This window comes from Sphingomonas faeni (assembly GCF_024273235.1).
Taxonomy (GTDB): Bacteria; Pseudomonadota; Alphaproteobacteria; order Sphingomonadales; family Sphingomonadaceae; genus Sphingomonas; species Sphingomonas faeni_A.
In genome coordinates this window covers 110104-129698 of sequence record NZ_JANBVH010000009.1, presented here as the reverse complement: position 1 = coordinate 129698, position 19595 = coordinate 110104, and the positions used below count along the sequence as shown (strand labels likewise).

Annotated in this window: 19 protein-coding genes; 12 read left to right on the top strand and 7 right to left on the bottom strand. The window is 67.0% G+C overall.

The window, feature by feature from the left end:
- Position 1: 1 nt before the first annotated feature.
- A complete protein-coding gene (gene dapE / locus NLI89_RS06965; RefSeq protein ID WP_254686359.1) occupies positions 2–1117 on the top strand; it encodes a succinyl-diaminopimelate desuccinylase in 1116 nt (371 codons plus the stop codon).
- Between the two features lie 182 nt (positions 1118–1299).
- Here the strand turns inward: dapE and NLI89_RS06960 are convergent, their stop codons facing one another.
- From NLI89_RS06960 to NLI89_RS06950, 3 genes are read right to left on the bottom strand one after another with little or no spacing between them, the layout of a single operon-like run.
- On the bottom strand, positions 1300–1884 hold the full coding sequence (locus NLI89_RS06960) for a Smr/MutS family protein (protein WP_439144487.1): 585 nt from the start codon (positions 1882–1884) through the stop codon (positions 1300–1302).
- A gap of 40 nt (positions 1885–1924) precedes the next feature.
- Positions 1925–3283, bottom strand: a complete 1359-nt coding sequence (mltA, locus tag NLI89_RS06955; protein ID WP_254686379.1) for a murein transglycosylase A — start codon at positions 3281–3283, stop codon at positions 1925–1927.
- A 2-nt stretch (positions 3284–3285) separates the two neighbouring features.
- Entirely contained in the window at positions 3286–3930 is a 645-nt protein-coding gene (locus tag NLI89_RS06950; protein WP_254686357.1) for a Tim44/TimA family putative adaptor protein, read from the bottom strand.
- A 167-nt stretch (positions 3931–4097) separates the two neighbouring features.
- On the opposite strand from NLI89_RS06950, the gene secB reads away from it, so the two are divergent.
- Genes secB through trpS form a run of 3 tightly spaced genes read left to right on the top strand, consistent with a single transcriptional unit; the run spans position 4098 to position 7227 of the window.
- Positions 4098–4619 carry a protein-export chaperone SecB gene (secB, locus tag NLI89_RS06945; protein ID WP_128453359.1) on the top strand — a complete coding sequence of 174 codons (522 nt, stop codon included), beginning with the start codon at positions 4098–4100 and terminating at the stop codon, positions 4617–4619.
- Positions 4620–4644: 25 nt separating this feature from the next.
- The gene (gene murJ / locus NLI89_RS06940; RefSeq protein WP_254686356.1) at positions 4645–6210 is read left to right on the top strand and encodes a murein biosynthesis integral membrane protein MurJ; all 1566 of its coding nucleotides are present in this window, start codon (positions 4645–4647) and stop codon (positions 6208–6210) included.
- Between the two features lie 9 nt (positions 6211–6219).
- On the top strand, positions 6220–7227 hold the full coding sequence (gene trpS / locus NLI89_RS06935; protein ID WP_254686355.1) for a tryptophan--tRNA ligase: 1008 nt from the start codon (positions 6220–6222) through the stop codon (positions 7225–7227).
- A gap of 219 nt (positions 7228–7446) precedes the next feature.
- On the opposite strand, the gene dnaA is transcribed toward trpS, so the two are convergent.
- The 3 genes from dnaA to mutM form a co-directional block, all read right to left on the bottom strand.
- A complete protein-coding gene (gene dnaA, locus NLI89_RS06930) occupies positions 7447–8940 on the bottom strand; it encodes a chromosomal replication initiator protein DnaA (protein ID WP_254686354.1) in 1494 nt (497 codons plus the stop codon).
- A 447-nt stretch (positions 8941–9387) separates the two neighbouring features.
- Positions 9388–9651, bottom strand: a complete 264-nt coding sequence (gene rpsT / locus NLI89_RS06925; protein WP_031394736.1) for a 30S ribosomal protein S20 — start codon at positions 9649–9651, stop codon at positions 9388–9390.
- Positions 9652–9745: 94 nt separating this feature from the next.
- Complete coding sequence (mutM, locus tag NLI89_RS06920) at positions 9746–10561, bottom strand: bifunctional DNA-formamidopyrimidine glycosylase/DNA-(apurinic or apyrimidinic site) lyase (protein WP_254686353.1); 816 nt, start codon at positions 10559–10561, stop codon at positions 9746–9748.
- Between the two features lie 56 nt (positions 10562–10617).
- On the opposite strand from mutM, the gene NLI89_RS06915 reads away from it, so the two are divergent.
- The 8 genes from NLI89_RS06915 to NLI89_RS21860 all read left to right on the top strand — a co-directional run bounded on the left by NLI89_RS06915 (position 10618) and on the right by NLI89_RS21860 (position 18664).
- Positions 10618–11382 carry a class I SAM-dependent methyltransferase gene (locus NLI89_RS06915; RefSeq protein WP_187503372.1) on the top strand — a complete coding sequence of 255 codons (765 nt, stop codon included), beginning with the start codon at positions 10618–10620 and terminating at the stop codon, positions 11380–11382.
- A gap of 253 nt (positions 11383–11635) precedes the next feature.
- Positions 11636–13171, top strand: a complete 1536-nt coding sequence (gene ubiB, locus NLI89_RS06910; protein ID WP_254686352.1) for a 2-polyprenylphenol 6-hydroxylase — start codon at positions 11636–11638, stop codon at positions 13169–13171.
- Positions 13153–14253 carry a hypothetical protein gene (locus NLI89_RS06905; RefSeq protein ID WP_254686351.1) on the top strand — a complete coding sequence of 367 codons (1101 nt, stop codon included), beginning with the start codon at positions 13153–13155 and terminating at the stop codon, positions 14251–14253. The genes ubiB and NLI89_RS06905 overlap by 19 nt, the downstream gene beginning before the upstream one ends.
- 9 nt (positions 14254–14262) lie before the next feature.
- Positions 14263–15450 carry a bifunctional phosphopantothenoylcysteine decarboxylase/phosphopantothenate--cysteine ligase CoaBC gene (gene coaBC / locus NLI89_RS06900; protein WP_254686350.1) on the top strand — a complete coding sequence of 396 codons (1188 nt, stop codon included), beginning with the start codon at positions 14263–14265 and terminating at the stop codon, positions 15448–15450.
- Positions 15447–15884, top strand: coding sequence for a dUTP diphosphatase (gene dut, locus NLI89_RS06895; protein ID WP_254686349.1), 438 nt, complete (start codon positions 15447–15449; stop codon positions 15882–15884). The genes coaBC and dut overlap by 4 nt, the downstream gene beginning before the upstream one ends.
- Complete coding sequence (locus NLI89_RS06890; protein ID WP_254686348.1) at positions 15881–16345, top strand: hypothetical protein; 465 nt, start codon at positions 15881–15883, stop codon at positions 16343–16345. Before dut ends, NLI89_RS06890 begins: the two co-directional genes overlap by 4 nt.
- Complete coding sequence (locus tag NLI89_RS06885; RefSeq protein WP_254686347.1) at positions 16342–17109, top strand: HesA/MoeB/ThiF family protein; 768 nt, start codon at positions 16342–16344, stop codon at positions 17107–17109. Before NLI89_RS06890 ends, NLI89_RS06885 begins: the two co-directional genes overlap by 4 nt.
- 166 nt (positions 17110–17275) lie before the next feature.
- On the top strand, positions 17276–18664 hold the full coding sequence (locus NLI89_RS21860) for a sugar transferase (protein WP_254686346.1): 1389 nt from the start codon (positions 17276–17278) through the stop codon (positions 18662–18664).
- Between the two features lie 48 nt (positions 18665–18712).
- On the opposite strand, the gene galU is transcribed toward NLI89_RS21860, so the two are convergent.
- Positions 18713–19585 carry a UTP--glucose-1-phosphate uridylyltransferase GalU gene (galU, locus tag NLI89_RS06875; protein ID WP_254686345.1) on the bottom strand — a complete coding sequence of 291 codons (873 nt, stop codon included), beginning with the start codon at positions 19583–19585 and terminating at the stop codon, positions 18713–18715.
- Positions 19586–19595: the final 10 nt, after the last annotated feature.

Here is a 19595-nt window from a genome sequence, read left to right as displayed (position 1 = left end):
CATGATCGATCCCGTCACTCTCGCGCAGGCATTGCTCCGCGTTGACAGCGTCACGCCGGCGCGCGGGGCGGTATTCGACGTCCTTGAGGCAGCGCTCGTGCCGCTTGGCTTTGTAGTCGATCGGTTCGTGGCGGGCGATGCGCCGGACGGTCCGGTGGAGAATCTGCTCGCCACGCGCGGGACGGGCCCGCGGCATCTGGCGTTCGCCGGCCATGTCGATGTCGTTCCGCCCGGGGAGGGCTGGACCGGTTCGCCCTGGTCCGGCGAGCTCCGTGGCGGGTTGCTGTACGGACGCGGCGCGGTCGACATGAAGGGCGCGGTTGCCGCGTTCGTGGCTGCCGCCAGCCGCAGCGATGCCGGCACGCTGTCGCTGATCATCACCGGCGACGAGGAGGGGCCGGCAACCTATGGCACCGTCGCGTTGATGGAGCGGATGGCCGCGCGCGGAGTCGTACCCGACCTGTGCCTGGTCGGCGAACCGACCTCGACCGCACGGCTCGGCGACATGGTGAAGATCGGTCGGCGCGGCTCGGTGAACATCTGGATCGACGTGGGCGGGCGCCAGGGCCACGTCGCCTACCCGCACCTCGCCGACAACCCGATCCCGCGGCTGATCGCGATCCTGGCCGAGGTTGAAACCGTCGTGCTCGACGAAGGGACCGACTGGTTCCAGCCGTCGAACATCGAGGTCACCGACATCACAGTCGGCAACCCGGCGCACAACGTCATCCCGGCCAAGGCGTCGGCGCGGCTCAGCATCCGGTTCAACGACCAGCACCGCGGGGCGGACCTGATCGAGCGCATCCGCACGATTGCCGAACGCCATGCGCCGCGTGCGGTGGTGACCGGCAAGGTCTCGGGCGAAGCGTTCCTGACCGAGCCCGGTGCGTTTTCCGCTTTGCTGTCGGAGGCGATCCTCGCGTCGACGGGCATCACGCCGGAATTGTCGACCACCGGCGGCACCTCCGATGCGCGCTTCCTCTCGAAGCTGTGCCCGGTGGTCGAGTTCGGCCTGATCAACGCGACGATGCACAAGGTCGACGAAGCCGTCGCGGTCGAGGACCTGCTGGCGCTGACCGATATCTATGCCGGCGTGATCGACCGAGCGCTGCGGTAAATCGGCGACGCAGGCCCACCAGCTCCTACCGTGCCCGCAGTTCCCTAAAACCCGTCATCCCTAAATATACCGTCACCCCAGCGAAAGCTGGGGTATCCCCATTTGGCGGGCGACATGGGAAACGGTGAAATATCCCAGCTTTCGCTGGGATGACGGAATTGGAGAGGTCGAGAATCCTCTTCCTACTCGCCCCCCCGCCCCCGGCGCAGGACGATATACAACGCCCCCTGCCCGCCATGCCGCGGATGCGCGCCACGAACCGCCGCGATCGAGTCCGCATGACGCGAGCCCGCCAGCCAGTCCGCCACCGCCGACCGGATCGCGCCCCTCGCATGCGGACGCTCGCTCTCGGGTCGTGGTGGTTTGCCCGTCACCAGCAGCAGCACGCGGTCGCCCCGCGCGATCGCCCGCCCCAGACCGACGTCGAGCATCGCATGCGCCGACGCCAGCGTATGCCCGTGCAGGTCGATCGAGCTGTCGGGACTGACCACACCCCGCGTCAGCCTCTTGTCCCAACCACCGTCGAGCGTATTTGCGGTGATCGGCTTAACGACCGGACGCGGCGCCGCGACCGGTTTCGCACCCGGGCGGTTGGCGAACGGCGTGACGACGGTACGGACGATCGGTTTCACCCGGCCCAGCGGTGCCGGTGGCGGCGGAACGACCTTGCCGTTGGGACCGATCACCGGCTTTGGCGGAGGCGGCAGCGGCGGCGCGCGCTCGGGAATGCGGACGGCGACCGCACGCATCGGCCGGACGGTCTGCATCACCCGCGCCCAGAGCTGCGCCTCCTCGGGGGTGAGGGGGTCAGGGTTGAGGGGTCGGCCCGCCATATTGCGCCCCATTCGCTTGGCCAGTGAGACGCTGAACCGTACCGATCGGCAGCAGCAGGAACGCGGTGCCACGTCCCGCCATCCCGCCTGCGGTCGACTCCGCCGCCGGCCCGGCGCCCCAGAACGTGTCGAAGCGATTGCTGCCCTTGATCGCGCCGCCAGTATCCTGCGCGACCCACAAGCCGCTCGCATCCTGCCGATCGAGCGACAGGAACACGGGTGCGCCGAGCGGCACGAACTTGACGTCCGCCGCCGCGCTCACCTGGCCCGTCACCGGCAGGCCGAGTGCCCCCAGCGGTGCCCCCTCCAGTTCACGGAAGAACACGAAGCTCTTGTTCTCGCGCATGATCGCCTGCCCCTCGGTCGGGTGCGCGTGGAGCCAGGCGACGATACCCTGCATCGAGGTCTGCCCCGGCTGTAGTAGCCCGCGCGACTTCATCAACGCGCCGATGCCGGTATAATCGCGGCCGTTCTGCGTCGCATAGCCGATCCGCAGGATCTCGCCGTCGGGCAAGCGGAGCCGCCCCGAACCCTGGATCTGCAGGAAGAACAATTCGACCGGATCGCGCGCCCAGGCGAGGATCGGCGCGCGCCCCGAAAGTGCACCCTGCTCGATCGCGGTGCGGTCGTAATAGGGCACAAGATTGCTGCGATCGACGCGACCGCGGATCTTCTTGCCCTTCAAGCTGGTCGAGAACGCACCGAGATCGACGTCGATCAGGTCGTTGGGCCGCCCGTAGATCGGCGCATAGCCATCGCGACGCTCGAGCGAACCGGCGATCTCCGGTTCGTAATAGCCCGTCGCGAACGCCTTGCCGTCGCCGACCTGCACCGTTTCGAACCACTGCGTGAAAAAGGCCCGCGCACCGCCGCGCGGAACCGACGCCGCCGCCGCGCAGGCCGGCTGCCAATCGGTCCCGCGCGTAAGGCCCGACGTGTCGGTGCGGCGCATCAGCGACGGGCAACTCGTGACGAACGCCGACAGCGCCGACTGCGCCTGCGTCTCGTCGATCGGCAGGCTGGCGATCGGCGGACCGGCTATCACGCCGGCAGCAACCGCGTTGGTCGGTGCCGTCGGCGTTACCACAGGAATCGGCAGCATCGGCACCGCGCCGACGATCCGCGCCGGCATCTGGATACCGCGGATGTTGGGCGATGCACCCGTATCGCGCGAGGGGTGCACACGCACCGGCTCGCGGGAAGGTTCGCGGTCGGCGTTACCGCCCCGATCGACCGGTGCGGGACCCGAACGCGGCGGCTCGACGCCACCGACGCACGCGCTCAACAGCAGCGAAAGACCGAGTCCGCCGAGCCCCGCCCCCCTGAAGCGCACGATCACGCCTCGTCGGTGTCGGCAAGCTTCCAGTTCGGATCGCTGCTCTTCAGCGTCCGTGCGAACGTCCAGACATCGTGCGTCTCGACTGCATCCGTCAACGACCCGGCCAGGACATTGCCCTCGCCGTCGCGCGTGACGGCCGCGATGTCCGCGTCGAACCGCACCGTGATCCGCGCATCGCGACCCGACACGATAGCGTCGGAGATCACCGCACGCTCGATCGAGACGAGACGGTTGTCGAGCACTTCGCCCGCCGCGACCCGCGCCGCGATCGCCTCGGCAAACGCGGCCCGGACGTCGTCCTCCGCGAGATAGCGCAGTTGCTCCTCGTCGCCCTTCCAGAACGCTTCGAGCACCATGCGGTACGCCGCCTGTGCGCCTTCGAGGAACTGGTTGACGTCGAACCCGGATTCAGCGGCGACGATCGCGCGCAGGCCCGCTTCGGCGCGCGGCTCGATGTTGCGGCTGGCGACCTCGCGGGGTTCGGGCGTCGCATCCACCGTTCGCGGAACGGCGGCGAGCGCAGGACGGTCCTCGGCCGCGCGCGGCAAGGGCTGTTCATGCCCCGTCCGCTTGCCGAGCACGCTATACAGTCGCATCGCCAAGAAGCCTGCAACCATCGCGAGAAGAACTACGTAAAACAACCGTGCCTCCGATCTTCGGTCTAACATAGGCCAAAGCTGCGCTTATTCAAACCCGGGCCCGTTGAAACGCCCGGTCGGCACTGCTACTCGCAGCCCCCTGACCGACATGAACGCGCAAGCGTGCCGCTTCGGTCCCTATTTCACGCTTCTTCGCAAGGACACGACGAATGGATGATCAGGACAATGGCGTGACCGCGCCCGACCAGATGGGCGACCAGCTCGTGAACGGCGAGGACACGATTCCCGCCGCCGGCCTGATCTCGCAATACGTCAAGGATCTGTCGTTCGAGAACCCGAACGCGCCCGCCGTCTACCAGAACCAGACCCCGCCGGCGATCGACGTGCAGTTCAACATCGGCGCGGCGCAAGTCGGCGACGAAGTGCATGAGGTCGTGCTGAAGATCGACGTCCGGGCCGAGACCGACGGGCAGGTCGCGTTCATCGTCGACCTTTCCTATGCCGGCCTGTTCGGGCTGCGCAACATCCCGGCCGAGCATGTCCAGCCGTTCCTGCTGGGCGAAGCGCCGCGCCTGCTGTTCCCGTTCGCCCGCCGCGTGCTGTCGGATGCAGTGCGTGACGGTGGCTTCCCGCCGCTGCTGCTCGAGCCGATCGATTTCGGCCAGCTGTACCTGACTCAGTCGGAGCAGCAGGGCATCCAGCCGAACGTCGGCGATTTCGGTCAGGCCTGATCGACCGGAGGCGGAGCGCGCGTAGATGAACCTGACCAAGGCGCTGGGATCGGTCGGCGGGCTGACGCTCGCCAGCCGTATCCTGGGGCTGGTGCGCGACTCGCTGTTCGCGCGGTTCGTCGGCGCGGGGTTCGCGTCGGACGCGTTCCTGATCGCGTTCCGCCTCCCCAATATGTTCCGCGCGCTCTTCGCGGAGGGCGCGTTCTCCGCCGCCTTCATCCCGATGTTCAATCGGAAGGTCGGCGACAAGACCGGGCGCGGATTGCCCGACGGGATCGCGTTCGCCGAAGATGCGCTGTCGGTGCTGCTGCCGACGCTGATCGCGATGACGGTGCTGTTCGAGCTCGCCGCATGGCCGATGACGTGGCTGCTGACCTTCGGGTTCAATGGCGCGAGCGCTGAGCGGTTCGACTATGTCGTTCACCTCTCGCGGATCACCCTCCCCTATCTACTGCTGATCAGCCTCGTGTCGCTGCTCGGCGGCATCCTCAATTCGCTGCACAAGTTCTGGATCAATGCCGCCGCGCCGATCCTGCTCAATGCGACGCTGATCGCCGCGCTGCTGCTGTTCCATGAGCGCCAGCCGCTGCTGACCGCGCGCAACCAGGCGATCGCGGTGACCGTGTCGGGAGCGTTGCAGCTCCTGTGGCTGATCTGGGCCTGCCGTGCATCCGGCGTGAAGCTGCGGCTCAAGCGCCCGCAACTCAATCCCGACGTGAAGAAGCTCATGTCGCTGATCTGGCCCGCCGCCGCCGGGGCCGGCGCGGTGCAGATCAACCTCGTAGTCTCGACCGCGCTAGCCGCCGCGTTGCTGCCTGCGGGCTCGGTCTCCTACATCTATTTCGCCGACCGCCTGAACCAGCTCCCGCTCGGATTGATCGGTATCGGTCTCGGCACCGTCCTGCTTCCCACGATCTCGCGCCAGCTCGGCCGCGGCGAGGAGGCCGAGGCGATGACGACGCAGAACCGCGGCATGGAACTGGCGCTGTTCCTGACCCTGCCCGCGACGGTCGCGCTGATCGTCTGCGGCGTGCCGATCGTCGGGGCTCTGTTCCAGCACGGCAAGTTCGCGCTCGACGACAGCGTGCTGACCGCACAGGCGCTCGCCGCCTTCTCGATCGGCCTGCCGTCGTACATCCTCGTGAAGGTGCTCACGCCCGGCTATTACGCACGCTCGGACACCAAGACGCCGGTGCGCTATGCGACGATGTCGATGGTCGTGAACCTCGTCCTGAACCTCGCCTTCATCAAGCCGCTCGGCCACATGGGTCCACCGCTCGCCACCGCGATCGCGAGCACGGTCAACGTCGCGATGCTCTACCGCACGCTCGTCCGCCGCGGGCATTTCACCCCCGACGCGCGGCTTCGCCGACGGACGTGGCGGTTGCTGGTCGCCGCGCTGATCATGGGGGTCGTGATGTTTTTCCTCAACGACCTGTTCCAGCCGTTCGTGACCGGCACCAGCATCCAGCGCTGGGGCGCGATGCTGGTGCTGGTTACCACCGGCGGCGTGGTCTATGCGATCGCGACATTGCTCACCGGCGCGTTCCGGCTGGGCGACATCTCCACGCTTCTGCGTCGTTCCAAGTAAGGTTTTTCCATGCGCGTCGTCTCCGGCATCAAGCCCACCGGTAATCTCCATCTCGGCAATTACCTGGGGGCGGTGAAGCAATGGGTCGCACTCCAGGACGACGTCGCGGCGCAGGGCGGCGAGTCGATGTTCTTCATCGCCGATCTCCACGCGCCGACCGAATGGATCGCGCCGGCGGAGTTGTCGGCGCACACGATCGAGGTTGCCGCGACGATGATCGCGGCGGGGATCGATCCGGCGAAGTCCATCCTGTTCAACCAGGCGCGCGTCCCCGCGCACAGCGAGCTGGCGTGGCTGCTCAACACCGTCGCCCGCGTCGGTTGGTTGAACCGCATGACCCAGTTCAAGGACAAGGCGGGCAAGAACCGCGAAGGCGCGAGCGTCGGGCTGTACGACTACCCCGTGCTGATGGCCGCCGACGTGCTGCTCTACAACGCCACGCACGTGCCGGTCGGTGAGGACCAGAAGCAGCACCTCGAACTCGCGCGCGACATCGCGACCAAGTTCAACGGCGACTACGGCGTGGACCTGTTCACGCTGCCCGCGCCGCTGATCAGCAAGGCCGCGCCGCGGATCATGAGCTTGCGCGATGCGTCGGCGAAGATGTCGAAGTCGAACCCGTCCGAGCAGTCGGTGGTCAAGCTGATCGACAGCGACGACACGATTGCGGACAAGTTCCGCAAGGCGAAGACCGATCCGGACGTGCTGCCGGCGACGGTCGAGGAACTCGGCGACCGCGCGGAGGCACGCAACCTGCTGACGATCTACGCGGCGCTGGCGGACAGCGACGTGGCGACGGTGCTCGGCGAGTTCGGTGGCAAGGGCTTCGGCGCGTTCAAGCCCGCGCTGGCGGATCTGGCGGTGGCCAAGTTGGGACCGATCCGCGACGAGATGGTGCGGTTGCTGGACGATCGCGGCGCGGTGACCGCGGTGTTGCAGGCGGGCGCCGAGAAGGCGCGCGCGCTGGCGGCGCCGGTGTTGAAGGCGACGCAGGACGCGATGGGGTTGCAGGTTTAAGCGCGAACCGACCTGCCCCCTCCCTGAAAGGGAGGGGTTGGGGGTGGGTCGCAATCCGCATCATGGAACCGGTGCGGCAAAAGCCGGCCAACCCACCCCCGGCCCCTCCCTTCCAGGGAGGGGAGAAGACTTCAGTATGCCAATGAAGCATGTTCCCCCGCGAAGGCGGGTGTCCAGTCTGGGCTCCCGCCTTCGCGGGAGAACGAGGAAGGGAAGCGCCTAGCCTTCCAACTCGCGCATCAGCACGCGCACGGCGGCATCGATATCGCGGTCCGAATCGCGCAGTTCCTCGATCTTGCGCACCGCGTGGATCACCGTCGAGTGATCGCGGCCACCGAACTTCCGCCCGATCTCAGGCAACGACCGGGTCGTGAGCCGCTTGGCCAGATACATCGCGATCTGCCGCGGCCGCGCCACAGCCCGTGCCCGCCGCGCCGAAATCAGGTCGAGCGGCTTCAGCTCGAAATGCGCGGACACCAGCTTCTGGATCTCGTCGATCGTCACGCGCTTCTGCGCGCCCCGCAGCACTTCGCCCAACGTCGCGACCGCGAAGTCGAGGTCGATCGTATCCCCGGTCAACTGCGCATACGCCACCACCCGGTTCAGCGCGCCTTCGAGCTCGCGGATGTTCGCATGGATGCGGCTGGCGAGCAGGTCGAGCACGTCGGTCGGCACGCGCATGTCGGGCAGGTCGACCAGCTTCCGGTCGAGGATCGTCCGGCGCAGCGTCAGGTCGGGCGCCTTGATATCCGCGACCAGCCCGACCGCCATCCGGCTAATGATCCGCGCCTCGACGCCTTCCAGCGCCTGCGGACAGCGATCGGCGGAGATCACCAGCCGCTTGCCCGCCGCCATGATCTCGTTGACCGTGTGGAAGAATTCTTCCTGCGTCGCGTCCTTGCCGGCGATGAACTGGAGGTCGTCGATCAGCAGCAGGTCGGCACCGCGCAGCCGCTGCTTGAACGCATGCGTATCGCGCGCGCGCATCGCCGCGACGAAATCGTACATGAACCGCTCGGCGGACATGCACAGCACGATCGCGTGCGGGTTATGCTCGAGGAACGCGTGGCCGATCGCGTGCATGAGGTGGGTCTTGCCCTGCCCCGTGCCGCTGTGGAGGAACAACGGGCTGAACCGGACGGGGCCCGGCTCGGCGAGCACCTTGGCGGCGTTGAACGCGACCTTGTTCGACGGATCGACGACGAATCGCGCGAAGGTATAGCGCGGATCGAGCGGCGGGCGTTCGGCGGGTACCCCGACCGGCGCCGCTGCCACCACGGGCGCAGGCTTCAGCGACGGATCGACCCCGAACTTCATCGAAACCTGTGCAGGCTGCGCAGCTGGCTTGGCGTCCGCGGCCGGCTTGGCTTCGACGACCGGCTTCGGCGCGGCAGGTTCGGCGATGACCGGATCCGCCACCGGCTTGATCGCCAGCACGACGGGCGCGCGACCCGGCGCCCGGGTCTCGATCTGGACGGTGCGGACGTTGGGCAGGATCTGCTTGAATTCGAGCACGAGTCGGTCGGCGTAATGATTGCGGACCCAGTTCGTCATGAACGCCGACGGCAGCGCGAGGCGGATCGTGTCGCGGTCCTCGCCCGGGATCAGCTCGATCGGTTTCAGCCACTGCTCGAACAGCCGCGCGCCCGCCGACTCGCGCAAGGATGCACGCACGCGGGCCCAGGCCTTCTCGGCCTCGGTCGCGTGGGTCATCGGTCCTTGCCACTTCGTCACGCGCACACTTCTCCGACCCCGCACGACACGCGTGCAGGTGACATAGTCCCGACAGAAAATGGCCCCCAGACGACCCCAAGGGTCATCCGGCATCTTCGCCCTGTTTGTTGATGCAGCGGTGGAAGCCACCGTCGCTGTGAGCCCTGTTATGAAGCGATCGGCGATCCGAGCAAGGCCCCGAGGCGTCACATTTTCGAAATAAAGCGGGTTGACTTGATCAAGCCGCGGAAATGCGTCGATATTTTTATAAGTGGCTGTGTTTACGCATTTTTTGCAATTTTCGCGATTGCGTGACGTGATTCTCGCACGCACGAATCGTGGCGAATCCTAGGGTTGCGCGGACTCCCCCCAGGTTCCCTTCGCACACGCAAAAAACCCGCCGGGAATGTCCCGACGGGTGATCCGCTTTCGACAGTGATCGGTCGCTTAGGCGAGTCCGGTCACGGCCTTGGTCAGACGCGCGAACTTGCGGCTCGCGGTGTTCTTGTGCAGCACGCCCTTAGCGACGCCACGCTGAAGCTCAGGCTGTGCCGCTGCGAGTGCGGTGGTCGCTGCGCCCTTGTCGCCCGAAGCCAGTGCGGCCTCGACCTTCTTGATGAAGGTACGGATACGGCCGACTCGGTTGCCGTTCACTTCCGCGCGACGGTCGTTGCGACGGATACGCTTTTTCGCCTGCGGCGTGTTCGCCATGAAGCCCTCTGGATGTTCGAATGAATAAAAAGGGGCGCCGGATTGCTCCTACGCCCTCTCGAAGCCGCGGCCCTACTCACTTTGCCTGTGATCGTCAACCGCGTTGGCACTTGGCGCACCAGAAGGTCGAGCGCCCACCCTCGGTACGCCGCCTGACGGCAGCACCGCATTCGCACGCCTCGCCCTCGCGACCATAGACGCGCCATTGCTTGGAGAAATAGCCGAGTTCGCCGTCGGGCCGGACGTAATCTCGCAGGGATGAACCACCGGCCAGGATCGCCGCCGTCAGCACCGCTCGAATCGCCTCCACGAGTCGCTCGAGTCGAAACAGCGAGATCCGCCCCGCCGCGCGTGATGGCGCGATCTTCGCCATGTGCAGCGCCTCGCACACATAGATGTTGCCGAGCCCCGCGACGATCCGCTGGTCGAGCAGCATCGCCTTGATCGAGGCGCCCCGCCCTTCGAGCGCCTCCAGCAGATACGCGGCCGTCAGGTCTGGTCCGAGCGGCTCGGGCCCCATGCTGAGAAACGGAGGATAATTGGCGATATCGTCGGTCACCCAGAGATCGAGAAAGCCGAATCGCCGCGGGTCGTTGAGTGCGACCGTGCGACCCGCCGCCGTGCCGATCAGGAGGTGGTCGTGCGCGAGCAGTTCGCTCGGATCGACTCGCCAGCGTCCCGACATGCCGAGATGGAACACCAGAGTGTCGCCGCGATCGGTGTCGATCAGCCCATATTTGGCGCGCCGCCCGAGCGTCGTCACGGTCGCCCCGGTCATCCGCTGGCGCAGGTCGACCGGAATCGCCTTGCGCAGGTCGGCGCGGCGCGGCTCGACTGAGGTCAGGCGCTGGCCCTTCAGCACGGGCTCCAGCCCGCGCACGGTGGTTTCGACTTCTGGTAACTCTGGCACGCTTTGCAGCTAGGTTGCGTTTGCTCGCGCCACAAGGCGCGGCTAGAGCGCAGGATATGAACGACTTGATCGCGCCCGCGCCCGCTTCGACGCCCGATACCGTCTCCTTCGGCTACGAAGACATTCCCGCCACTGAGAAGACCGCCCGCGTCGGCGGCGTCTTCTCGAACGTCGCGGGCAAATACGACCTGATGAACGATGCGATGTCGGGCGGCATGCACCGGCTGTGGAAGGACCGCTTCGTCCGCCGCGTGAAACCGCGCGAAGGCGAGCAGATTCTCGACATGGCGGGCGGCACGGGCGACATCGCCTTCCGCATGGAGCCGTCGGGCGCATCGATCACGGTCGCCGACATCAACCCGCAGATGCTCGAAGTCGGCATGCAACGCGCGCAGAAGCGCGGCATCGACGGCCTGGTCTGGACCGAGGCCAATGCGGAAACGCTGACCTTCCCCGACAAGTTCTTCGACGCGTACACGATAGCGTTCGGCATCCGGAACGTGACCGACATCCCCAAGGCGTTGCGCGAAGCCCACCGCGTCCTGCGCCGCGGCGGGCGTTTCTATTGCCTCGAATTCTCGACGACCGTCTGGCCGGGGTTCGCCGAGGTGTACGACGCCTATTCGCACAAAATGGTCCCGAAGCTCGGCCAGCTGCTCGCGCAGGACGCCGACAGCTACCGCTACCTGATCGAATCGATCCGCCGCTTCCCCGACATGCCCAAGTTCAAGGGCATGATCGCGGATGCGGGCTTCGTGCAAACGAAGGTCGAGCCGTTGCTGGGCGGACTCGTCGCGATCCACAGCGGGTGGAAGATCTAGTGATCACGCGAAGGCGCGAAGTGGCGAAGAGTTGTTCACGCGGAGACGCGGAGACGCGGAGAGTAAGTGGGCGCGAAGGCGCCGCGTCTTGTGCGCGTCAGCGCTTCGCTATCCCTTCGCTAACGATGAAAAGCCGCAGTCGCGGCCATACGCACCACCTCCGCGTCTCCGCGTCTCCGCGTGAACCAATCTCTTCTCTTCGCGCCTTCGCGCCTTCGCGTGAACAAACCCCTTCTCAAGGCGCTCCAACGCAGTGACCGCCTCAACCACCCACATATGGCGACTCCTCAAATGGGGCCGCATCCTCGCCCGCCACGGCGCGCTGCGCGGCATCGAGCGCGATCCCAACACGCCAGCCCCCGTCCGCCGCCTCGCCCGGATCGCCCGGTTCGGCGCGCGCGTGCCCGCGGTGCCGCGCTATGCCGACGCGTTCCAGGCGATCGGACCCGCGGCGATCAAGCTTGGCCAGACGCTCGCCACCCGCCCCGATCTCGTCGGTGAGCACGCCGCGCACGATCTGCTCAGGCTCCAGGACCAGCTCTCCCCCGTACCCTACGAGACGATCGAAGCGGCGATGCGGGCGAGCTTCGGCAAGCCGCTGGAGACGTTGTTCTCGCGCATCGAACCGATCCCGGTCGGCGCGGCATCGATCGCGCAGGTCCACCGCGCGGTCACCACCGACGGCCGCCAGGTCGCGGTCAAGGTTCTCCGCCCCGGCGTCGAGGACGACTTCGCCCGCGCGATCGACACCTATAGCTGGGCCGCGGCACAACTCGAGGCGCTCAGCCCCGAGGCGATGCGCCTCCGCCCGCGCCTGACGATCGAGACGTTCAAGCGCTGGACGCTGCGCGAACTGAACTTCCGCCGCGAAGCCGCCTCGGCCTCCGAACTCGCGGAGGGCATGACCGCCGAGCCCGACTTCGTCATTCCCGCGATCGACTGGGCGCGCTCGACCAACAAGGTCATGACGATCGAGTGGATCGACGGCATCAAGCTGTCCGACCGCCCGGCGCTCGTCGCCGCCGGCTACGACCTTCCCGGCCTCGCCAACACGCTCGTCCGCGCGTTCCTGCGCCAGGCGATCGCGGACGGGTTCTTCCACGCCGACATGCACCAGGGAAACCTGTTCGCGCTCCCCGGCAACCGGATCGCCGCGATCGACTTCGGCATCATGGGCCGGATCGATCGCCGCGCCCGCGTCTGGCTCGCCGAGATCCTCTACGGCCTGATCACCGGCAATTATAAGCGCGTCGCCGAGATCCATTTCGAGGCCGGATACGTCCCCGCGCATCACGACGTCGCCGAATTCGCCACGGCATTGCGCGCGGTCGGCGAGCCGATGCGCGGTCTGCCGGTCAAGGACATGTCGATCGGCATGATGCTCGACAGCCTGTTCTCGATCACGCGCGATTTCGACATGGCGACGCAGCCGCATCTGCTGCTGCTCCAGAAGACGATGGTGATGGTCGAGGGCGTCGCGACCAGCCTCAACCCCGACATCAATTTGTGGGAAGCCGCCGAACCGTTCGTCCGCGACTGGATCCGCGGCGAACTCGGCCCCGAGGCCGCGATCGCCGACCGCCTGATCGCCGACTTCCAGACGCTGACCCGCCTGCCCGAACTGGTCCGCCGGATCGAGGCGCATTACCCCGCCCCCGGTGGTGCCCCCCCGATGCCGCCGCTGCGCGAGATCGAAGTCATCCGGATCGGCGGCGGCTGGCGCTATGCGGCGGTCGCGGTGATCGCCGCGCTCGTCGGCATCGCAGGAACGTGGTTCAGCGTGACGTGACGATGCGCCGCCCGCTGACCCCGGTCTGGCTCGCGGCGCCGTCACGGTTCGCAAACATCTCGCAACCCGCCGCGCGGGCGGTGGTCGCGCTGCTGGCGCTGCTCGTGACTGCGACGCTCGCCACGCTATCCACGGCACCTGGTCATACCGATACCGCGCTATACGCGATGATCGTGGACGGCGTTCGCCACGGCGGCAATTACTATGCGGTAACCGCGGATGCACTGCGCGCCGGCGGCTATCCGCTCGCGCCATTCACCGCGTTCCGCCTGCCCACGCTCGCGGTGATCGAGGCCGCGCTGCCGAGTATGGTGGTGATGGCGATGCTCTATCTGCTCGCCGCGGCGGTCGCGGTCGCCTGCTATGGCCGTATGCAGCCGGTACTGAAGATGCGCGCCGCGCAGACGGCAGTCGCCTTGCTGCTGTTCGCCAGCCTCGCGCCACTGCTCCAGCCCTCGCTCGCGCCCTTGCCCGATCTCTGGGCCGGGCTCGCGATAGCGCTCTCGCTCGCGATCAGGCGGCGCGGCCATTATGTCGACGCGATCGCGTTCGGTGTTGCAGCGGCCGTGCTCCGCGAGACTGCCGCGCTCTATCTGATCGTCATGCTGTCGTTCGCGCTGGCCGAACGTCAGCGGCGCGAGGCCCTGGGCTGGGCCGCCGCGCTGATCGTCGTCGCATTGGTATTGGCAATCCACGCTTATGCCGTGGCCCAGGTCGTCAAGCCACTCGACGACATGATCTTCGACTGGGCCGGCTTGCTCGGCTTCGGCGCGTTCGTGTCCGCTACAGTCTCCGCCACCGCCCTAGCCTGGCTGCCGTTAGGTCTGGCAGCACCGATCGTCGGCCTCGCGCTGTTCGGCTGGGCGACATGGCGCGATCCCCTTGCCCTGCGTGCGCTCGCCACGATCGTCCTTATCGCTCTGCTGATCACCGTGTTCGGCACCGAGGAGACGCCGCACTGGGCGCTGCTGGTCACGCCGTTGCTGCTGACCGGGCTCGTGTTCGTCCCCGATGGCCTGCGCGATTTGGTCCATGCGGCGCTCGACAGCCGGCGCATTACCGTGACGCGCATTATCCGCTAAAGACGCTTCATGACGCGCATTCTCCTGATCGTCGGTGGCGGGATCGCCGCCTACAAGGCCGCCGAACTGATCCGCCTGCTGAAAGGTCGCGGCCATGCGGTGCGCTGCGTGATGACCGAGGCGGCGCATCATTTCATCACGCCGATGACGCTCGCCGCGCTCAGCGAGGACAAGGTCTACACCACGCTCTGGGATCTCAAGGACGAGGCCGAGATGGGCCATATCCAGCTCAGCCGTCAGGCCGACCTGATCGTCGTCGCGCCCGCCACCGCCGACCTGATGGCGCGCATGGCCGGCGGCCTGGCGAACGATCTCGCGACGACTCTGCTCCTCGCCACCGACACGCCGGTCCTGGTCGCGCCGGCGATGAACGTCCGCATGTGGACGCACGCCGCGACCGTCCGCAACGTCGCGCAACTCCGCGCCGACGGCGTGACGGTGATGCAACCCGACGAAGGCGCGATGGCGTGCGGCGAATACGGCCCCGGCCGCCTGCCCGAGCCCCCCGCCATCCTCGCCGCGATCGAAGACATGCTCGCTCCCGCCCCGCGCAAGCGGCTCGCGGGGCGCCACATGCTCGTCACCGCCGGCCCGACTCACGAGCCGATCGACCCGGTCCGCTACATCGCCAACCGCTCGTCGGGCAAACAGGGCTTCGCGATCGCCGCAGCGCTGGCACGGCTCGGCGCACGCGTCACGCTGGTCGCCGGCCCGGTGACGCTCGCGACCCCGCCCGCGGTCGACCGGATCGACGTCGAGACCGCGCGCGAGATGGCCGACGCGGTGGACCGCGCGCTGCCCGCCGACGCCGCGGTCATGGTGGCGGCCGTGGCGGACTGGCACGTCGAGTCCGTCCCGCAGAAGATCAAGAAGGGCGATGCCACACCCACGCTGACGCTCGCGGAAAATCCCGATATTCTCGCGACTTTGGCGCGCAGCCCGCACCGTCCTCGCCTGTTGGTCGGGTTCGCCGCCGAAACCGAGCGCGTGCTCGAACACGCCGTCGCCAAGCGCATTCGCAAGACGGCCGACTGGATCGTCGCCAACGACGTATCGGGCGACGTGATGGGCGGCGCGGACAACAGCGTGCATCTCGTCACGGCAACCGGCATCGAAAGCTGGGAGCGCCTGCCCAAGGACGCGGTCGCGGCCCGACTGGCGGACCGCATCGCCGATGCGCTAGAAGCCGCATCATGATCCGCATCGAACTCAAGCGCCTGCCGCACGGCGAGGGCCTGCCCTTGCCTGCCTATGCGACCGACGGCGCGGCCGGCATGGACGTCGTCGCCGCCGAGGCGCTGACGCTTGCCCCCGGCGCACGCGCTGCTGTCGCCACCGGCTTCGCGATCGCCATTCCCGCAGGGCACGAGGTGCAGGTCCGCCCTCGCTCCGGCCTCGCGCTGAAGCACGGCGTCACCTGCCTCAACACGCCCGGTACGATCGACAGCGACTATCGCGGCGAAGTGAAGGTGATCCTCGCCAATCTTGGCCAGGAGCCGTTTGAGATCGCGCGCGGCGACCGCATCGCGCAGCTCGTTCCCGCGGTCGTCCTGCGCGCCACGCTCGACGAAGTCGCGACGCTCGACGACACCACCCGCGGTGCAGGCGGCTTCGGATCGACCGGCCGATGATCGCCGCCTTCCTCCTCCTGCTCCAAGCCGCGGCGCCTCCGATCGCTCAGGTGCAGGTCGTCCCCACGATCCCGGCGACGCCGCCCGCGACGGTGCCAGTATCTGGCCCAGTATCCGGCCCATTGCCCCCGCAGGACTGGAGCACGCTGCCCCCCCTGCGCATCCGTCGCCAGGCGACCACGCTTGCCAACACCTCGGCCTATGTCCACGGCGAAGTCATGGCCGGGCGTTGCGCGAAGGCGGTCCGGACGGTGCAGGGCTGGTCGCTCAGCCTCGATCTCGCGGTGCTGATGACGCGCGACGGCCGCGTCCGCCGCATCACCCCGCGCGCGATCGATTGCCCGACGGTCGAGCAATATGCGGCCGGCGTTATCCTCGGCGCGCGCGATTCGATCGACGTGGTCGATACCGATACCGACACCTGGTATCGCACCAGCCTGACGTTCGCCTGGGGCGCATGATCCTCTCCGACGACGAACTCACCCGGTATGCGCGGCATATCGTCCTCAAGGAATTCGGCGGCTCCGGGCAGGCGCGACTGAAGGCGGCCACCGTCGCGATCGTCGGGGCCGGCGGGATCGGCTCGCCCGCGATCCAGTATCTGGGGGCCGCCGGCGTCGGTCGCCTGATCCTGATCGACGACGACCGTGTCGAGCCCTCGAACCTGCAACGCCAGACGATCTTCGCCACCGCGGATACCGGCATCGCGAAGGTCGAGGCGGCGGCGGCGGCGGTGGTGCGGATCAACCCGCATGTCGCTGTCGAAACCCACCGTGTCCGAATCGATCCAACGAACGTCGCAGGCCTGCTCGCGGGCGCCGACGTCGTGCTCGACGGCTGCGACAACTTCGCGACCCGCTTCTGCGTCGCCGATGCCGCGCATGTCGCGAAGATCCCGCTCGTTTCCGCCGCGGTCGGGCAGTTCGAAGGCCAGCTCGCCACCTATCGCGGCTGGGAAGCGGACAAGCCGTGCTACCGCTGCTTCGTCGGCGAGGACCCCGAGCGGGCCGAAACGAGCTGCGCGGAAGACGGTGTTCTCGGCCCCGTCACCGGCGTGATCGGCAGCCTCGCCGCGCTGGAAGTGCTGCGTGCGATCGCCCCGTTCGGCGACGACCCCGCAGGCAAGTTGCTGCTGATCGACCTCCTGGCCCTGCGCTTCCGGTCGATCCGCCTGCCGAAGGATCCGGGTTGCACTGCGTGCGGCAAAATCCAGGTCGCGCTGTAAGTTAGCCTTCGAAACGGACTAAGCTGCACGAGCGGTTGGGCAAATGGAGGCGTCCGTTTTCCTCATAGTAAATAGTTGTTCTTTTGCATTGCGGCATTTCGCGATACTGATTGGTGCAGGGGGGACTGCACGTGCGTCCATTAGGTCAATGAATATGGAGGGCGGCGTGATCCGCCGGGCTCCAGGGTCGGCGCAGGTAAAGAAACCTGCACGAACGTGGCGTCCCAGCGCGTCGGCGCTGCGCATTCGCCTGATCCTCGGCCTTCTCACGGTCGATATCGGATGTATCGTCGTCAGTTACGGGGTGGCAGCCGGCCTTCGCGATACGTTTCGGGCCGATACCAACTGGATCGTGATACTCGCGGTGTTGATCCCGGTATTTGTCATCACGACGCTCAACAACGGAAGCTACGCCGCCCGCAATTTGCGCGATCCGTTCCGCTCCGTCTCGCGCGGACTGCAAGCCTATACGCTGGCGATCTCGGCCGTCATCTTCATCGCCTTCTGCTTCAAGGCGAGCGACATCTTCCCTCGGCTCGTCGTTGCCATGGGTTCCGGATTTGCCGTGGTCTCGCTGGCGCTGGGCCGGTTCCTGTTCGTCCGCCACATGCCCGCGATCATCGGCGGGAACCCGTTCAGCATCGTGCTGCTGCACGATCCCGGCCAGCCGATCCCGCAGGGAAGCTTCTCGGTCATCATCGCGTCCGATTCCTATTTCGATCCCGACCGACACGATCCCGTAATGTACGACCGCCTCGCCCAATCGCTGTCGGGCGCGGACCGGGTCATCGTCGCGTGCAGCCCCGAACGTCGGCTCGCCTGGGCACAGGCCTTGAAGGGCGCGAATATCCAAAGCGAGATATTCATGCCGGAACTGAACGTGCTCGCGCCGCTCGGGATCAGCGTCCACGGCAACACGCCGACGGTGATCATCGCCAACGGCCCACTCGTCCTGTTCGACCGCTTCATGAAACGCGGCTTCGACGTGATGCTCGCCAGCTTCGGCCTGCTCATGCTGACACCGATGCTGATCCTGATCGCGCTGGCCGTGAAGCTGGACTCGCGCGGCCCCGTGTTTTTCAGCCAGGTCCGGATCGGGCGAAGCAACCAGATGTTCCGGCTGATGAAGTTCCGCAGCATGCGCGTCGATGGCTGCGACGGCGACGGCGCACGATCGACGGCGCGCGACGACGACCGGATCACCCGTGTCGGCAAGTTCATCCGCAGCACCAGCATCGACGAACTGCCGCAGCTATTGAACGTATTGAAAGGCGACATGAGCATCGTCGGCCCCCGTCCTCACGCACTGGGATCGCGCGCGGCGAACAAGCTGTTCTGGGAAGTCGACCAGCGATACTGGCATCGCCATGCCGCAAAGCCCGGGCTGACCGGCCTTGCACAGGTCCGCGGCTATCGCGGTGCGACGGTGTACGAGGACGATCTGCGCAACCGGCTCCAGGCCGATCTCGAATATCTCGAACACTGGTCGATCTGGCGCGACATCAAGATCATCGTCCTGACCTTCCGCGTCCTGCTGCACCGGAACGCCTTCTGACGTTCCGGTGAGAGGGCCGGTGCGCGCCCCGGTAAGCGGGCCGGTAGCTCAGCGCGCCAGCAGGTTCGTCGCGAAGTCGCGAATGCCCGGGCCGATATCATCGCGAGCGAGCGCGATCGCCAGATTGGCCTGGATATAGCCGGCCTTGTCGCCGCAGTCATAGCGCTGGCCGTCGAAGGTGAAGCCGTGGAACGGCTGGTTGCCGATCAGCTGCGCCATCGCGTCGGTCAGCTGGATCTCGCCGCCTGCGCCCTTTTCCTGCGTCTCTAGGATCCGCATCACCTCCGGCTGGAGGATGTAGCGTCCCGGGATCATCAGGTTCGACGGTGCGGTGCCACGCTTGGGCTTTTCGACCAGCGCGGTGACCTCGGTCAGCCGGCCATCGATCGCACCGGGCGAGATGATGCCGTATTTGTCCGTCTCGGAGTCCGGCACTTCGAGCGCACCGATCACGTTGCCGCCGACCTGGTTATACGCCTCGACCATCTGCTTCATGAAGCCCGGCTTGCCGACCATCAGCTCGTCCGGCAGCAGGACCGCGAACGGCTCGTCGCCGACGATCTCGCGCGCGCACCATACGGCATGGCCGAGACCCAGCGGCTCCTGCTGGCGGACATAGACCGGCGAGCCAGGCTTCATCCGGATATGGCTGATCGCATCGAGCGACTTGCCGCGCGACCGCATCGTATCCTCAAGCTCGTACGAGATGTCGAAATGATCCTCGAGCGCGCCCTTGTTGCGACCCGTCACGAAGATGATCTGCTCGATCCCCGCCTCGAGCGCTTCCTCGACGGCATATTGGATCAGCGGCTTGTCGACGACGGTGAGCATTTCCTTCGGCATGGCCTTGGTGGCCGGAAGGAAGCGCGTGCCCAGTCCGGCGACCGGAAACACGGCCTTGCGCAGCGGCTTTATCGTCATTCGAAGCTCC

Excerpts from the sequence above, each read along its gene's own strand:
- coaBC (WP_254686350.1), top strand. The coding sequence starts at position 14,263 with ATGACGCGCATTCTCCTGATCGTCGGTGGCGGGATCGCCGCCTACAAG.
- murJ (WP_254686356.1), top strand. The coding sequence starts at position 4,645 with ATGAACCTGACCAAGGCGCTGGGATCGGTCGGCGGGCTGACGCTCGCC.
- secB (WP_128453359.1), top strand. The coding sequence starts at position 4,098 with ATGGATGATCAGGACAATGGCGTGACCGCGCCCGACCAGATGGGCGAC.
- galU (WP_254686345.1), bottom strand. The coding sequence starts at position 19,585 with ATGACGATAAAGCCGCTGCGCAAGGCCGTGTTTCCGGTCGCCGGACTG.
- rpsT (WP_031394736.1), bottom strand. The coding sequence starts at position 9,651 with ATGGCGAACACGCCGCAGGCGAAAAAGCGTATCCGTCGCAACGACCGT.
- NLI89_RS06915 (WP_187503372.1), top strand. The coding sequence starts at position 10,618 with ATGAACGACTTGATCGCGCCCGCGCCCGCTTCGACGCCCGATACCGTC.
- NLI89_RS06960 (WP_439144487.1), bottom strand. The coding sequence starts at position 1,884 with ATGCAGACCGTCCGGCCGATGCGTGCGGTCGCCGTCCGCATTCCCGAG.
- dut (WP_254686349.1), top strand. The coding sequence starts at position 15,447 with ATGATCCGCATCGAACTCAAGCGCCTGCCGCACGGCGAGGGCCTGCCC.
- NLI89_RS06885 (WP_254686347.1), top strand. The coding sequence starts at position 16,342 with ATGATCCTCTCCGACGACGAACTCACCCGGTATGCGCGGCATATCGTC.
- NLI89_RS06890 (WP_254686348.1), top strand. The coding sequence starts at position 15,881 with ATGATCGCCGCCTTCCTCCTCCTGCTCCAAGCCGCGGCGCCTCCGATC.
- trpS (WP_254686355.1), top strand. The coding sequence starts at position 6,220 with ATGCGCGTCGTCTCCGGCATCAAGCCCACCGGTAATCTCCATCTCGGC.
- dapE (WP_254686359.1), top strand. The coding sequence starts at position 2 with ATGATCGATCCCGTCACTCTCGCGCAGGCATTGCTCCGCGTTGACAGC.
- dnaA (WP_254686354.1), bottom strand. The coding sequence starts at position 8,940 with ATGACCCACGCGACCGAGGCCGAGAAGGCCTGGGCCCGCGTGCGTGCA.